Origin of the sequence: Streptomyces sp. NPDC006463 (genome assembly GCF_042870715.1) — a bacterium.
Taxonomy (GTDB): domain Bacteria; phylum Actinomycetota; class Actinomycetes; order Streptomycetales; family Streptomycetaceae; genus Streptomyces.
In genome coordinates this window covers 1-13,926 of record NZ_JBIAHP010000057.1, presented here as the reverse complement: position 1 = coordinate 13,926, position 13,926 = coordinate 1, and the positions used below count along the sequence as shown (strand labels likewise).

12 protein-coding genes and 1 pseudogene are annotated in these 13,926 nt (G+C 69.5%); 4 read left to right on the top strand and 9 right to left on the bottom strand.

What is annotated here, in order from left to right; genetic code table 11:
* Positions 1-27 precede the first annotated feature (27 nt).
* Entirely contained in the window at positions 28-897 is an 870-nt protein-coding gene (locus ACFYOB_RS41020; protein WP_388570032.1) for an IS5 family transposase, read from the top strand.
* A gap of 123 nt (positions 898-1,020) precedes the next feature.
* Here ACFYOB_RS41020 and ACFYOB_RS41015 read toward each other — a convergent pair whose 3' ends face one another.
* Together ACFYOB_RS41015 and ACFYOB_RS41010 are read right to left on the bottom strand one after the other, a co-directional pair.
* A complete protein-coding gene (locus ACFYOB_RS41015; RefSeq protein WP_388570027.1) occupies positions 1,021-1,488 on the bottom strand; it encodes a hypothetical protein in 468 nt (155 codons plus the stop codon).
* Positions 1,467-2,435 carry a transposase gene (locus ACFYOB_RS41010; protein WP_388570024.1) on the bottom strand — a complete coding sequence of 323 codons (969 nt, stop codon included), beginning with the start codon at positions 2,433-2,435 and terminating at the stop codon, positions 1,467-1,469. The genes ACFYOB_RS41015 and ACFYOB_RS41010 overlap by 22 nt, the downstream gene beginning before the upstream one ends.
* Positions 2,436-4,036: 1,601 nt before the next feature.
* On the opposite strand from ACFYOB_RS41010, the gene ACFYOB_RS41005 reads away from it, so the two are divergent.
* Positions 4,037-4,747: a hypothetical protein gene (locus ACFYOB_RS41005; protein ID WP_388570021.1), complete on the top strand. Its 711-nt coding sequence runs from the start codon at positions 4,037-4,039 to the stop codon at positions 4,745-4,747.
* Positions 4,748-4,768: 21 nt separating this feature from the next.
* Here the strand turns inward: ACFYOB_RS41005 and ACFYOB_RS41000 are convergent, their stop codons facing one another.
* From ACFYOB_RS41000 to ACFYOB_RS40975, 6 genes and pseudogenes are all read right to left on the bottom strand, one after another.
* The gene (locus ACFYOB_RS41000) at positions 4,769-5,992 is read right to left on the bottom strand and encodes a hypothetical protein (RefSeq protein WP_388570018.1); all 1,224 of its coding nucleotides are present in this window, start codon (positions 5,990-5,992) and stop codon (positions 4,769-4,771) included.
* A gap of 554 nt (positions 5,993-6,546) precedes the next feature.
* Positions 6,547-6,867, bottom strand: a complete 321-nt coding sequence (locus ACFYOB_RS40995; protein ID WP_388570015.1) for a helix-turn-helix domain-containing protein — start codon at positions 6,865-6,867, stop codon at positions 6,547-6,549.
* An 18-nt stretch (positions 6,868-6,885) separates the two neighbouring features.
* A complete protein-coding gene (locus ACFYOB_RS40990) occupies positions 6,886-7,947 on the bottom strand; it encodes a tyrosine-type recombinase/integrase (protein ID WP_388570013.1) in 1,062 nt (353 codons plus the stop codon).
* Between the two features lie 178 nt (positions 7,948-8,125).
* Positions 8,126-8,314, bottom strand: a pseudogene (locus ACFYOB_RS40985) (hypothetical protein); the annotation flags it as partial.
* A gap of 442 nt (positions 8,315-8,756) precedes the next feature.
* Positions 8,757-9,083, bottom strand: a complete 327-nt coding sequence (locus ACFYOB_RS40980; protein ID WP_388570029.1) for a DUF4253 domain-containing protein — start codon at positions 9,081-9,083, stop codon at positions 8,757-8,759.
* Between the two features lie 705 nt (positions 9,084-9,788).
* Entirely contained in the window at positions 9,789-11,153 is a 1,365-nt protein-coding gene (locus tag ACFYOB_RS40975; RefSeq protein WP_388570010.1) for an NAD(P)/FAD-dependent oxidoreductase, read from the bottom strand.
* Between the two features lie 381 nt (positions 11,154-11,534).
* On the opposite strand from ACFYOB_RS40975, the gene ACFYOB_RS40970 reads away from it, so the two are divergent.
* On the top strand, positions 11,535-12,017 hold the full coding sequence (locus ACFYOB_RS40970) for an ATP-binding protein (protein WP_388570008.1): 483 nt from the start codon (positions 11,535-11,537) through the stop codon (positions 12,015-12,017).
* A gap of 450 nt (positions 12,018-12,467) precedes the next feature.
* On the opposite strand, the gene ACFYOB_RS40965 is transcribed toward ACFYOB_RS40970, so the two are convergent.
* On the bottom strand, positions 12,468-12,917 hold the full coding sequence (locus ACFYOB_RS40965) for a PRC-barrel domain-containing protein (RefSeq protein ID WP_388570005.1): 450 nt from the start codon (positions 12,915-12,917) through the stop codon (positions 12,468-12,470).
* Positions 12,918-13,084: 167 nt separating this feature from the next.
* Between ACFYOB_RS40965 and ACFYOB_RS40960 the strand changes: the two genes are divergently transcribed.
* Entirely contained in the window at positions 13,085-13,426 is a 342-nt protein-coding gene (locus ACFYOB_RS40960) for a PRC-barrel domain-containing protein (RefSeq protein ID WP_388570002.1), read from the top strand.
* Positions 13,427-13,926 lie beyond the last annotated feature (500 nt).

The window sequence follows — 13,926 nt, the reverse complement described above, 5'->3', positions numbered from 1 at the left end:
CTCGGTCCGGCGCGGTACGCCGGAAACATGGCGAAGCGACGTCCGTATCCGAGCGATCTGTCCGATGCCCGTTGGGAGTTGATCGAGCCGGTCCTCGCGGCCTGGCGCTTCGAGCGCCGGAGCCGGGCCCTGCACTTCGGCCGGCCGCCCGAGCACGACCTGCGCGAAATCATGGACGCGATCTTGTATGTCGACCGGACCGGGGTCCAGTGGCGCTACCTTCCGCATGACTTTCCGCACTGGAACACCGTCTACGGGTACTTCGTCAAATGGGCCGACGAGGGCGTGTTCGCCCAGCTCAACGGCATACTCAGGCAGCTTCTGCGGGAGAAGGAGGGGCGCGATGCCGAGCCTTCGGCCTGCGTGATCGACGCCCAGAGCGTCAAGACCTCCACCAGCGTTCACGCCTCCGGCCAGGGCATCGACGCCGGCAAGAAGATCGTCGGCCGGAAGCGGAGCATCGTCACCGACACACTCGGCCTTCTCCTCGCGGTGCTGGTCACCGCGGCCAGCGTGCAGGACTCCGTAGCCGGCACCCGGCTCCTGAACCAGGTCGCCGCCGACCACCCTCGGGTCCGCAAGGTCCGGGTCGACGGCGGCTACCGCCAGCACCTCGTCGAGCATGCAGCCACCCTCGGTATCGACATGGAAATCACCGCCCGCAAGCCCGGGACCAGGGGTTTCACCCCGATCCCGAAACGGTGGGCGGTCGAGCGGACCTACGGCTGGCTCATGCTCCACCGCCGCCTGGCCCGCGACTACGAGACCCTTCACAGCCGCTCCGAAGCCGTGATCCACCTTGCCATGACCGACCTCATGGCCCGCCGCATCACCAGCGAAAACACCATCTCCTGGCGCGACCCGAAGAAGCCCACCAAACGGACCATCCCGGGATGAAACAACGGACGAAAACGACCTCTAAGCGTGGTCATTCAGCCTGCTCCCCGCGCATGCGGGGATGAACCCCACACCAGGGGCCGGCGAGGGCCAATGCAGTCGCCTTACGGCCGAGCCCCAGAGCTACTGGGCTGTCTCGGTCGATTCCTGGCTCCAGCGCAGTTCGTTCACCGCCTCTGCCGCGTCCCTGCGGACCTCGGGGTGGGGGTGGTGAAGGAACCGCTCGACGATCGGCAGTGCCGCCTGGTCGTGAGTCGAACCGAGGATTGCCAGGACGTAGTCCAGGAGCAAGGGTTCGAAGCCATCCGCACCGACGGCGAGCGGCTCCGCCACCCGGTAGGGAAGTTCGTAGTGCGTGGAGGCGGTGCAGGCTGCGTGCAGCGCGGACTCCCGCACCGGGTAGCCCTCATCAGAAAGCGCGACCGTGACGAGGCGCTCGACGGCCCGCTCGGCGTCATCCGGCGTCAGGCGGCCCGTCTCCAGGACGTCGCTGACGACATCAAGGCGGAGGTCCCGACGGCCCGCATCGGAGCCGTTCAGCTCCTCCCAAACCGATTCGATCAATGCCGTCAGGCCCTGGTATCCGTCCACGGCCAGAGCATAGGAGACGGTCGCCGCCTGGTCTCAGGGATAAATGACGGGGTCAGGGCGGCGAAGCGGCCTGTGTTCCCTTCAGTGCCGGCCGTCCAGCCCTGCGGCTGCTCTTCGCCTTCGAGGTTGGGTTGTGGGCCCATCGGCCAGGCTGGACCCTGTCGCGTCTGGCACGGGTTCTCAGGACGGGCCACCCTGGCCCGGTTTCTTGATCGCGCGTGGGCAGTCCCGGTTGCGCCGGGCCGGAAGAAGGCGGCTGCGTGCCTCCCGCCCTGCCTCGGTAAACGAGCGCGTGGGCTTGGCGGTGGTCGCTCCGAGCTAGGACGGGATGCTGCGGCGGACGACGAGACGCACTTCAGGTAGGAGACGCGATCGCCGTCCACCGCCGGGCGGGCGAGCGCGGCTGTGTGGGCAAACTGGCCGATCACGTGGTGGACGGCGAGGTAGGCCCAAAGCTCCTGCCGGACGCCCCCCGGTGTGCGCGACCCGACGGGCCCGCCGAAGCCGAGGTGATTCTTGATCTCGTCGAAGGCGAGCTCGATCTCCCAGCGTTCCCGGTAGAGCGCGACGAGCTCGGCGGCCGGGTACTGCTCGGGCTCCAGCAGAGTCGTGCCCAGGTAGGCGACCTTGTCGTCCTTGGCGAAGGCGATGACTCGGTAGATCACGTGCTGGGGCAGCGTCCGGCCTTCCCGTGCGGCGCGGAGCCGGGCCTCCTTGCCCGGTCGTGCCATCGACAGGTACGAGCCGTCCGGAAGCTCTTTCTGGACGGTTCCGAGGTGGTTGGACTGGAGTCTGACCAGCAGGTCTGAGCCGGTCGCAGTGAAGACCTGGGCGAACTCGACCGACCAAGCCTCGGTCGGTGATGACCAGGTCGCCGGGGCCGGCGGAGCCGGCCAGCCGGTAGGCGAGGCTCCGCTTCCCGTCGCGCTAGCCGCCGAGACGGGCATCGAGGACTCCGTACGCGGTCGAGGTCTGCCTGCAGCGTCGCGCCCCCGAGCTCCAACCGCCCCGGACGCCCGGCGGGACCGCTTGAACCGGCTGCAGGAGGCAGATCGCCGCCTCGCCGCCCTGCCCGACGCCCGGTACGCTGCCACGACCGGGCGCGCCGCCCGCGACGAGGCCCGCCACGTCCTGCGCGAGGCCTGGCGTATAGGCATCGAGCATCAGGTCCAGCTCGCCACACCAGCGCCAACGGGCTGCTTGCCCTCGACGTCCCCCGCGCCGGATGGGAACCCGAGCTGCTCCGCGCTCTCGACCGGGCGCCCGCTTCGAGCGGTCGGGCGGGAGGGGAACGCGTGAACGGCGACCTGGACGAGATCGCCCGCGCCGAGCTCGTCGAGCGCGAACCGTGCCTGCGGTGCGGGGCGCCGTCCGGCTCGGTGTGCCGGACGAACTCCGGCGTCGTCGCCGTCGACTACCACACCGGCCGCTACGCGAAGATCCCCGCGCTCAAGTCCGGGCCCGCGATCCGCATCCCAGCCGCGCGCGGTCCCGGCTGGGCCTGGGAGCCCGGCCCCGAACCCGACCTCGCCGTCGGCGCCGCGCTCGCACGGGCCCGCGACCGCATCGGCTACGCCCGCGTCTCCAGCAAGGGCCAGGACCTCGCCGGGCCGGTCCGCCTCCTCAAGGAAGCTGGCTGCGTCCGCATCTACGATCGGGAACCTGGGCCTATACACAAGCCTCGGCGCACGCTGACACGCCACATGTCGCCAAGCACTGACATTCCCAGGTTCTGGCACGGGAAGCGTGAAGCGGTGACTGACGGTGTCGTGCGGTGGTCGGCGCCGACGGGCCGGCGGTCGACGACCTGGCGGTGGCAGGGGCGCTCGAAGAGTTCGTCGGAGCCGGGCATCAGACCGGCGGGGTTGATGTCGAGGCGCTGGGCGAGTTCGGGCAGGACGGGGAGGTCGGGGAGTTCTTCGAGATCGATCTGTTGCCCTGGTCGACGCCGCGCTGGAGGACGCCGCTGCGGCTGTGGGCCACCCGGAACTGCCGTGGGCTCGCTACACGCTCGCGTACTTCCTGCTCCGCCAGGGCCGCTTCAGGAATCCGTGGCCCAGTTCCGTCACGTCGATGGCTACACGCTCGGACTTCCCTGGCACTACCAGGCGTTTCCGAGGCTCTCTCTCCTACCGCTCCCACCGCACGCGGGCGATGTGGGGAGCCCTGCTCCTGCGTCGCTGATCCATGCAGGTGCCGTGCGAGGGCGGACACTCCGCGGAAGAGGGCCGGCCGCTGCCCTGTCCCAGGCCAGCGGGGCTGCTCCCGTCCGGGCATTGCGCCCCGGCGCACCACACAGACGTCGGCTGAGCAACGAGCGCTGACAGAGCCGCCCCGACCACAGCCGCCGCTTCATCAACCACACCCTCAAGTTACACACCGGCACCTGAGCGAACCACGGCTCGCCACCAAGTGGCCCAACCTCGCTGTCCGCGGGAAACGTCCCGGTAGCTTCCCTAGGAAGCCGTATCCATCAGGGACGCCCGGCCACGTATGACCTCGGCTGCGTGGGCCTACGGCGTGGAGGGCCACAATGAGGGTGCCGAACATGGGCGACGAGCAACAGGCTCCGCCGACACCCGAGGAAATCCAAGCCAAGGTCGGAAAGCGTCTGGACGACGTCGCCAAGATCCTGGCCGGTGCGCTGATCACCGTTGCCGGGATCATGACAACTCTTGGGCTGTCCAGCGACATCGTGTTCGTCGCCCTCAACAACGAGTCATGGCCGATCTACGTGGCCTCGCTCTGCGCCATCCTCGCCATCGTCTGCAGCATCGTCGCCCTGCTCGTCCACCCCACGCGGCGGGGCAATCTGTGGGAGACCGGCGTTCTCGTCCTCGGAGTCATCTTCTACATGGTGGCTCTCAGCGTGGCGGTGATCGGCGCGGCCAAGGCCGCCGGCGGGAACGGACGGCCCACCATCACCAACGTCAAGATCGAAGGCCCGCGGTCCCATCTGCGAGTGAGCTTCGATGTCCACGCCGACGGCGTGGAGACGTGGGCCACCATCCAGGTGTTCGTGACCGCCGTACGGGCTGACCTGAGTACGCCCGTCCGAGACTCGGTCGACGACTACTCAAGTGAGCTCAGACCTGACGACGAAGGCGCGGTCGAGCAACGCGTCAGCATGCCGATGGCACTGCCACCACAGGCGGGGGGTATCAGCGTCGTCGCCCTCAACGCGGGCGACGGAACCGATCAAGCGTGTGAATCACGCAGCCAGCGTGGGCCCACCTGCACCAGGATCCGGATCCCGTAAGGCAGGAACCCGAGGGGTTCCTCACCCAGGCCGTGGAGCTCTCCTGCCGGGACACAGGCCGACTGCATGCACGTGCGCCACCGATCCGCCGCGGCACTGGGCCGTCTTCCGCGGCCCGCCGACCAGACCGGACGCTCTCCGTCGCCACCACGTCGGCCACGACCCACACGGCCCCGCCGCCTGCTTCCACGGCCGACCGCCGTCCTGGTGGTCAGTCATCTGACGCGGCCCAGCAGCGGGGCCGCCCATGCCGGGAAGGCGGCGGCCTGCGGCAGCGGCGGGGCCGGGGACCGTTGAGCAAGGGCTGCATCCAGCCGATGGTGACTGGCGTGCGCGAGTGCGCGGTCTGCGAGCTGAGGAACAGGTGGGGGTTGCGGGTGTGTGGCCAGCGTGAGTGCCGGAGTTGGATGTAGTCGGCGGCGGCCTGACGGTGAAGGCGTCGAGGGGGTGGTCGATGTCGCCGTGTATGAGTCGGCCGCCAGTGAAGTCGATGGCAGCCAGGGGCAATTCGCGGACCTGGTGGGGGTAGAGCGCGTGAATGCCGATGAGGGCGATCAGCAGCTTCAGGGCGGGGTCGTCCTCGGCGGCCGCGGTCAATGTCTGGATCGCCTCGAGGCTCAGCGGCGTGGGCACCGAGGCGGGCCTGGCCCCCAGACTCAGGCCACGTGCGGGGTTGGCGAACAGCAGCCGTTGGCTCCTTAGCGTTTTGAACATGTTGCGCAGCGCGACGGCTTCGTTGTGCGGTGCCGCGCACTGGGACAGCCACTCCGCGAGGCCGGCGCGGGTGACCTGGCGAAGGGTGCGGTAGCGCTTCGAGCAGTCGAGGAGGAACGGGATCGAGGCCATGACCTGGTTGCGGACAGTGGCGGTCGAGCGGGGACGACGCCGGGGTCCGCCGTGTCGGACGATGTGGATCCACACGAGGGCTTCTGCGCGGATCTCCGGGTGCACATTGCTGAGCCGGCGTTGGATCCACGCGTCGAGGAGGGCGAGGTGGGCGAGGACCTCGGTGACCCGGGTGATGGCGCGTGCGGCTCGCTGGCGCGGCAGCGTGGCGACGGCGCTGGCCTTGATGTTCTCGTGCGGGCCGTGGACGGCGGCCAGCAGGTACAGGCTTCGCAGCACGCGCTCGCGCAAGGCCGGTGACCAGCCTTGGGCCTCCGCGCTGGCCTCGGCTTGCGCCGAGACGTAGGCGGTGAAGGCGGGATCGATCGGCTCGACGTCGGGCACGGTGACGCGCGACATGTCCCGCTCGGCGATGAACAGCGGATCCTGGCGCCACCGGGGTATCGCCCAGGAGAAGACGCTGGCGTCCTGGTGCGCTTCCGGTGAGCCGCGCTCCCGCGGTCGGGCAGCGAGGTGGACCCGCCGGACCAGATCGGCGATGAACAGCTGCTGCCCGGTAGTGGCCGCGGTGGTGAGGTCTGGTCCCTGCCAGGTCCGTGGAACGGCGTGGGCCTGGCAGCGGCACAGTCGGCAGACCCCGTGTTTGAGGAGCGGCACGGTGCGGCGGCAGGTCGCGCAGGTGCCGGTCTGGTGGCCGCGGTTGCGTAAGGAGGTGCAGGCCGCACAGCGGCCGTGGCTGTGCCAGGTGCCCCAGGCGAGGCAGTCTCTGCAGCTGTCCGCGTAGGGCACGCGGGGGTGGCAGCGGCGGCAGTAACCTCCCGCGTAGTGGTCGCCGCCGCATGCTGTGCAGACTGGCAGCGGAAGGTCGGGATGCAGGCAGCTGAAGCAGCGGAGCCGGCCGTACTCCGCGATCTTGTCGCCGCATTGCTTGCACGGTCGAGGGCGCAGGTTGCTCACAGCGGTGGTTCCGTCCGACCGGCCCGACGTTCGATCCTGGGGCGCTCGCCTGCGACCGCGGCCAGGGCGGGAGTGCTTGCGGGACGCCGAGCGCGGGCCTTCTCTGGCTCCGGAGCCAGTAGGTCGTTGGGCTGACAGCCCAGGACCTCGCAGATGATGTCGAGGTCGTCCAGGCGGACCGTGACCGGCTGCCCGGACCACAGACTGGACATCTTCCCGGCGCTGATTGTCAGGCCTGCGTCGGCGAGCATCGACTGCAGCTGCGATGACTTCCAGATGTCGCGCTGCGCGGCGGCCAGCCGCAGGTTCCACTTCATGACGGCTCCTGTCCTGGGCTATCCGGTGAACCGGGACGCGACCCGCTGGCCGGCGGAAGTCCAGGCGTCCTCGATGTGGGTCTTGTTGACGTGGACGTAGATCATCGTGGTGTTGATCCAGCGATGGCCGAGCAGTTCCTGGATGGCGACGACGTTCATGCCCTGCGCGTACAGGTCCGACGCGGCGAAGTGCCGCAGTGCGTGCGGGGTGGCCCGGCCGGCCCAGCGGGGAAGATGGCGCTGCACCGCCTCTGCCATCGCCCCCCGGATCGCGCTGGTGCTCACGCGCTTGCAGCGCCCGCCGGTATCGCGGCGTTCGGAAGGAAACAGCGGTGCGCCGGGGTCGTCGAGGTGGTGGTCGAACTCCCACCTCGGGCCTTGGAGCCACCATTCGAGAAGTTCACGGGAGCCGTTGATGAGGGGGACCAGGCGTTCCTTCTTCTGCCCGCGGCTGCCCTTGCCGCGCAGCAGCACCTTGCCGAAGGTGCCCAGGTCCCAGCGGATGTCGTTCACTTCGAGGAGGGTCAGCTCCGACACCCGGGGGCCGATGAGGCTCGCCAGACGACATGCGGTGTAGTTGCGGACCGTCGGCGCGTACTTCCGAGCTCCGTGCAGGTCGTCGCGCCACCCGGCGAAGAGCCGGTCGACGTCCGCGGCCGGCGGAGGGATACGCACCCGCATGTTGGTGCTGCCGCGTGGGCGATTGATCTCATCGACCGGGCATTGCACCAGTACGCCGGTCGCCGCGTGGATGTCGGCCTGGTGGCGCACCTCCATGAACTCGAAGTACGTCGCCAAGGACTGTGCCTTGCGCACCTTCGTCAGCGTGGCCAGTCGACGCTGGTCCTGGCCGAAGAACCGGTCGAGGTCGCTGGGGGCCAGTTCCCACAGAGGCCCGCCGAACCATCCTCGAACCTCCATCAGGACGTCCACGTCGCCGGAGATGGTTTCGTCGGCGAGGCCGGCCGCCGCCCGTGCGAGCACGAACTCCGGCAGCAGGTCCTGCTCGAAGTCCGCGATGTCCTGCGGGGACTCCAGCAGCGGTTTTGATCGGATCGGTGCAACGACTGCGAGCGTCATCCGCCCCCTCAACTTCGCGAAACCCTGAGAAATCTCATCTTGTTAGGATAAGGTTCGCGATTTCCGAGGTTCTCTCGCTCTTCACTCTTGGGGGTGATGTGATCTACGCACTCCAAGGTCCGCGAGGGAGGTGCCGCCGTCGGCCGGTCGACGGGGAACCCAGGCGCAGATTCACATTGACCACCAGGACCTCGTCCGCCATCCGCAGCTTCGCCCGGTGCAGCTCATCCAGACGCACCTTGAGCTCCTCGGCGTCCCGCTCGTCCGCCCACAACCGGTGCGGCGTCTTCATGTCGCACGCCGGCGCCAGGACGATCCGCCCGGCCGCCGTCTCGCGCAGATTCGCCTCGGCGAGCTCCGCCCAAAACCCAGAGCGCGCGTCGGGCGGACGGCCATGCAAGCGGGGGGGCGTGGACGCGCTCGGGGCCTCGGTCATCCGGCCCGCGTCGCTCCGATTCGGGGGAGAGCGGTCTGTCCGGGTGGGGTTCACGCCTCGCCCCCGCGCGGCAACGCCCAGCCTCACACGGCCAAGGGGTGCAATAGCGACTGCTGTGGAGCTGCCTTCGGACGGGCCGCTCCCGGCTCCCCGTGGCGCTGTCGACCGCGGGCAGGCCCGGCTGCCGTCACACGTCGCCGGCACCGCCCCGGTCGGCAGCATCCAGCCACTCATCCCACCCCGGCTCCGGCCCCTGGCCGCCCCGTACGTTGATGCCAGACGGGCTGTTCACTTGCACCACTGACCAGGGCCAAGGCGACGTCTTGGAGATCGCTTCCTAGCTCTCGGGTGATCGTTTCCCGACGGGTCTGGGTCAATCCCACCAGAATTCCCAGCACTGGGTGTCGATGAGTCGCTCGGCGTACGCCGCCAGGGTCTGAGGGCGGGGGCCCTGCCAGATGTTGTCGGGACAGAAAGCGAAGTGTTCGGCCGCGACGAGCAGAGCGTCTTCCCTGCTTGTCGGCGGTGTGGCGACGCTCAAATGGAGTGTGTCGGAACCAACGGCGACGACGCATGCACCGAAGCGTTGTTCCCAGTCGCTCACCACGGCGGAGAACTTGGCGGTGTCGTTGTCCCAGTTGGCGGGTCCATCCCAGCCTACGAGGGCGAGGGCGTCGGCACCGGAAGGAGCGGCGACCAGGCCCAGACGTGACCGCGGCCGACTCAGGACGAAGTGTTCTGCGTACTCAGCGGCCAGCTGGCTGGGATCCGGCCAGCCGATGTTCGGCTCGCCTTGCGGCCTCGGTACTCGCGGACCGAGTAGAACATCCTGGACCGCTTTCCCGGCTTGTAGCAGGTCAGCCCCGCCATGGCCACTCGGCCCGAGCCCCGGCCACAGACCCGGACCACCGGCGTTGAGCCCTTGCGTCCCCAGCTTCTCGCGCGCGGCGGCGTCATCGACTGTCCGGCTTCGTCCTCCAAGATGATCCAGCCGTCACACGCTGCCGCGGTGCTCTTACCCGCGGCCGCGGGCGACGTCGTCACCGCGTTCTTCACCCCGGGCCCCGGCATCCGCCGCGCCAGGCATGTTCCTGAGGTGTTCACCGCGCGCCCCCCTCCTTCGGCGCATACTGCATGGCTGAGTGCCAGGCGTGCGAGGATGCAGCCACCTCCGGCCTCACGGCGGACCGGTATGTGTGCCTGAACCCCGCCAACCACCGGCTGTTGTCCGCGCCCGTTTAGCGAAGGCGAGGAAGCGGTTTCCGGAAGTGCTCCGGTGCGTGCGGAGCGTATTCGATGCCACGCTGCGCTCCTGCCCTTTTCCACCGCTTCCATCCTCCGCGACCCGGTCGGGGCGGCCTGCGGCCCCTGCGGGGGAGCGATCCGCCCGCTCCCCCGCGGTCCCTCAGCCGGAGGCACGCAGCGCCGCGGTGTGGGCCTTCACCTGATCGGGGGTCAGGTACGTGTCGGTGTACTCGAACTCCCTCAGCGTCGGCGGCTTGGAGGACCGGAACCCGATGCGGACGAAGTCGTCCCCGGCCATCGCGTTGAGCAGCCAGTTGGTCAGGACGCGCGTCTTGGCGACGTTGGTGCGCAGCGCCGACCAGTGGTACCCGCGCGCAACGGTCTGCGCCGGGAGCCCGCGCAGGGGGATGCCCAGCGGCTTGGACACGGCATCGGTGCCCCCCAGGTCGACGACGAGCCCCAGGTCCTTGTGCACGTACGGCCGTAGGGGCTGGTGGCGCAGGGTCGCGATCAGGTTGTCAGCGAGCGTGCGCCCCTGACGCAAGGCGTGCTGCGCCGTGGGCGGGCAGATCGCGCCCTCTTCCTGTGCGGCGAGGTCGGGCACGGCCGCCGCGTCTCCCAGCGCGAACACCCCGTCCGCACCGGGCACGGTCATCTGCGGCGTCACCTGAAGCCGGCCGCGGACGGTTTCCGCGTCGAGCGTGCCGATCAGCGGGCTCGCGGCCACTCCTGCCGTCCAGATGAGGGTCCTGCTGGGCAGTACCCTTCCGTCGGTCAGCGTCACCTCCGTGGGGCCCGCCTTGGCGACACTGACGCCGAGGGAGACCTGGATGCCGCGGCGGCGCAGGACGTCCAGGGCGACTTGACCCAGGGAGTCGCCGAGTTCGGGCATCAGCTTCGGGGCGAGGTCGAGGAGGTGCCAGGTGATCTGGCCGGGGTCCAGCCTGGGGTAGCGCTTCACGGCGTGGTGGGTGAGCCGCTGGAGGCAGGCCGCCGTCTCCGTGCCGGCGTACCCGCCGCCGACCACGACGAAGCAGAGCCGGGCGGCCCGCTCCGCCTCGTCCTCGCTCGCGTCGGCGAGGTCCAGCTGCGCGATGACGTGGTCGCGCAGGTACGTGGCTTCGGCGAGCGTCTTCATGCCCCGGGCGTGCTCGGTTAGTCCGGGGATGTCGAAGGTGCGGGTGATGCTGCCGGGCGCCAGCACCAGGTGGTCGTACGCATGTTCCGTCAGCTCGCCGGTGATCTTGCGTACGATGCAGACCTTTGCGGCGGTGTCGACGCCGACGGCACCGCCGGGGATGATCCGGGTCCGGTAGCGGCTGCTGCGGCGCAGCGAGACCGCGATGGACTGCGGGGTCAGCACGCCGGAGGCCACTTGGGGCAGCAGCGGCAGGTACAGCTGGTAGGAGTTCGGCGTGACCAGGGCGATGTCCGCCTCCGCCGGCGACAGCCTGCGCTCCAGCCGGCGGACGCACTCGACCCCGGCGAATCCGGCTCCCACCACGAGAATCCTCGGTCGTACCACGGTGTCCGTCCTTTCTCGGGCCTACCAGGTCCACCCGCATCTGCCCCGCCCGGCACCTGTCTGCACGTGGAAACGGCGGGCGGCGGTGGAGAGGCGAAGGAACGCTGGGGGCGCGGAGGGGCGACTGAGGAACGTTTCGGCGTCAACGGCGGGGCCACGGTGCGCGTTTCGAGGTTTTGGAGGCGGCCGGGTGGAAATACGCGAAAGGGTCGAAGAGGTACCGATCGCGAGGAGAGACATCGCCATGGGCACCATGATTCTGCTGATCGCACCGATGCTGCTGGCCCTGCTGCTGGTCACCCGACGGGACGGTCACCGTCCCCGGCACCGGGCCGGCCGTACCTGACGATCGATCCCGTCGAGGGAAAGTGAGGTGAGACCGTGCCGGTTCGAGCGGTGGGGTGGGCCAGGTCGTTTCCGGTCCACCGCGGGGTGCGTGAGGCCCGTCGGTGGTGTCTGGCACATCTGAACACCCTCACGTGGACCGAGGGTGCCCCGGACACGGTGCATTCCATCCTGCTCACGGTGTCCGAACTGGTCACCAACGCACACGTGCACGCTCACAGCTGTGCCCAGCTCGTGCTGACCTGGGACGGCAGTTGCCTGCACGTCAGCGTCGCGGATGATGACCCTCACCTCCCCGCCCCCGGGCAGGCCTCGGCCCGGGCAACCTCCGGCCGGGGCCTCGCCATCATCGACGCCCTCGCCGACCGGTGGGACGCCCACGCCTTCCACGGCGGCAAGGCGATCACGGCCTGCTTCCACCCGCCGGAGCAGCCCTCGCCACACGCAGGGGCGGACCGTGACGCCGCGGAACCCACCGGGGCCTCACCGTCTTGCCCCGGAGGGCCGCAGCCCGGGTGATCGCAGGTCGCCGGCTCAGGCATCCTGAACGGGTGAGGGCCTTCCAATGACTCGGTGTGGATTGCGACATCTCCACCGAACCATCGGAAAGGCCCTCCTGCGCACCGTGATTTACCCGGCGGCCCGCCGCAGCGGGCAGCGGCCCGGCGGGGGTGCAAGCGAAGGCGAAGCCTGCATGAGCGACCGCTCCGCGCGCCAAAGCCCCAGGCGGAGCCCGCCCCGCGCCGAACGCCGGATCATCAAGGTCGGTCCCCGTCCCGCGCCACTGGGCCCGGCCCGCACCCCCGCGTGCGTGCGGGACCTGGCACCCTCCACCGTTCACCTCGTCATGACCCCCTACCGCCGGGCCCGCGCCCCGCGTCCGCCTTGCACTCAGTCCGGTTCGGGCAGGGAGCTGAGTCAGGCGGAAGGGGCTGACCGCCCCACCGCACTCACGTCCGCTTCAGCGGGTCACCGACCCGGCTGCGCCGGTCGGAGCCGGGACAGGTACGCCTCGTGGCCCCTCGTGCCCTCGCGGATGGCGCCGGCCCGGTCCATCTGTCCCCAGCCCGCGCCGCTCTCGGCGTTCACCTCTTCCCGTACGTCCCTGATCCCGTAGTGCGCGAACAGCTGCTGTTCCTCCGCCACGGACAGCACGCTCCCGCAGTCCAGCGCCGCACACGGAGCCCGCTCGATCAAGGAGACGGCGTACGGCAGGACCAGACGCTGGTCCTCCAGCACCGCGTGGCGCAGCGGGACGAAGACGCCGCCCAGGCCGGATGCACGGTCGGTGAGCCGGGCCCATTCCGGCCTGCCGGTGGTGTCGTCCACCAGGACGTAGTCCACCCCGCCCACGCGCTGGCCCTGGTCCGTGTAAGCCGCGCACCCGACCATGGCGGTCACCTGCTCCTGTGTGATCATCGCTCCTCCTCGCCTACCTGCCGCGCGCTGCTGTCAACGTCCGGCTACCCGCACTGGGGCGCGGGAAGCGGACGTGTCAGGTCCGGCTTCCGGGGCAGGCGGAACACAGCTACCCAGCGGGACAGCGAGACATCGAGACTGCGCAGGTTCTGCGAAGGAGTTGAGACATGACCGACGACATGTGGGCCTACCGTTCCGGCATCATCCACCCGACGGGCGAAGACCTCACGGGCTACGACGTGGAAGCCGTCGACGGCCGCATCGGCAAGGTCGACAGGCACTCCAACGAGGTCTCCGACGCGTACCTCGTGGTCGACACCGGTGTGTGGATCTTCGGCAAGGAGGTCCTGCTACCGGCGGGGACGATCATCCGGGTGGACGCGGAAAACAAGACCGTCCATGTGGACCGCACCAAGGACCAGATCAAGGCGGCTCCGGAGTTCCACCGCGACAACCACCTGCGCGACCCTGACTACCGCCAGGTGATCAGCGAGTACTACGGCGCATGAACTCTTGAGGTGGCGTGATCGACGGGTCAGATGTCCGGGCGCGGCCCGGCTCCCCCCAGCAGCCGGGCCGGAGGTCCACCCACGCGACCGCTCCCTGGAAACGCAGCGCCGTCCGCAGGCCGCGGGCGGCGCTGCGTTTCGCAACGCCGGAACCTGGGGGGCGGACGCAAGGAGCTCGCCCAGCAGCCGGAGCTGCTGGCTCCGCTGGCATCTTCATCGAAAGCTCGAGCGCAATCACCGCCTCCACCTGCGCGTGGGAGTCCACGACCAGCACGACCAGGTGGCCGCATTGCTGCCCTCGTCCCGTTCCGGCGCGGAAACACAAAGGGCCCCGCCGCCCGGCTGTAAGGGGCGGCGGGGCCGCTTCATCTGTACTCAGGCGCTCCGCTGTGCTCAGGCGCTCCGCTAGGGCCTGTGTGCTGTTGTGATCATTCGGCGGCTTTCAGGAGGTCGTCGATCCAGATCATTGCGGCGCGGAGGTGGAGGCCGGCGAGGTAGCT

Coding starts and splice junctions, on each gene's coding strand:
- ACFYOB_RS41020 (WP_388570032.1), top strand. CDS start 28: ATGGCGAAGCGACGTCCGTATCCGAGCGATCTGTCCGATGCCCGTTGG.
- ACFYOB_RS41010 (WP_388570024.1), bottom strand. CDS start 2,435: ATGCCCGTCTCGGCGGCTAGCGCGACGGGAAGCGGAGCCTCGCCTACC.
- ACFYOB_RS41005 (WP_388570021.1), top strand. CDS start 4,037: ATGGGCGACGAGCAACAGGCTCCGCCGACACCCGAGGAAATCCAAGCC.
- ACFYOB_RS41000 (WP_388570018.1), bottom strand. CDS start 5,992: ATGTCGCGCGTCACCGTGCCCGACGTCGAGCCGATCGATCCCGCCTTC.
- ACFYOB_RS40995 (WP_388570015.1), bottom strand. CDS start 6,867: ATGAAGTGGAACCTGCGGCTGGCCGCCGCGCAGCGCGACATCTGGAAG.
- ACFYOB_RS40990 (WP_388570013.1), bottom strand. CDS start 7,947: ATGACGCTCGCAGTCGTTGCACCGATCCGATCAAAACCGCTGCTGGAG.
- ACFYOB_RS40965 (WP_388570005.1), bottom strand. CDS start 12,917: ATGATCACACAGGAGCAGGTGACCGCCATGGTCGGGTGCGCGGCTTAC.
- ACFYOB_RS40960 (WP_388570002.1), top strand. CDS start 13,085: ATGACCGACGACATGTGGGCCTACCGTTCCGGCATCATCCACCCGACG.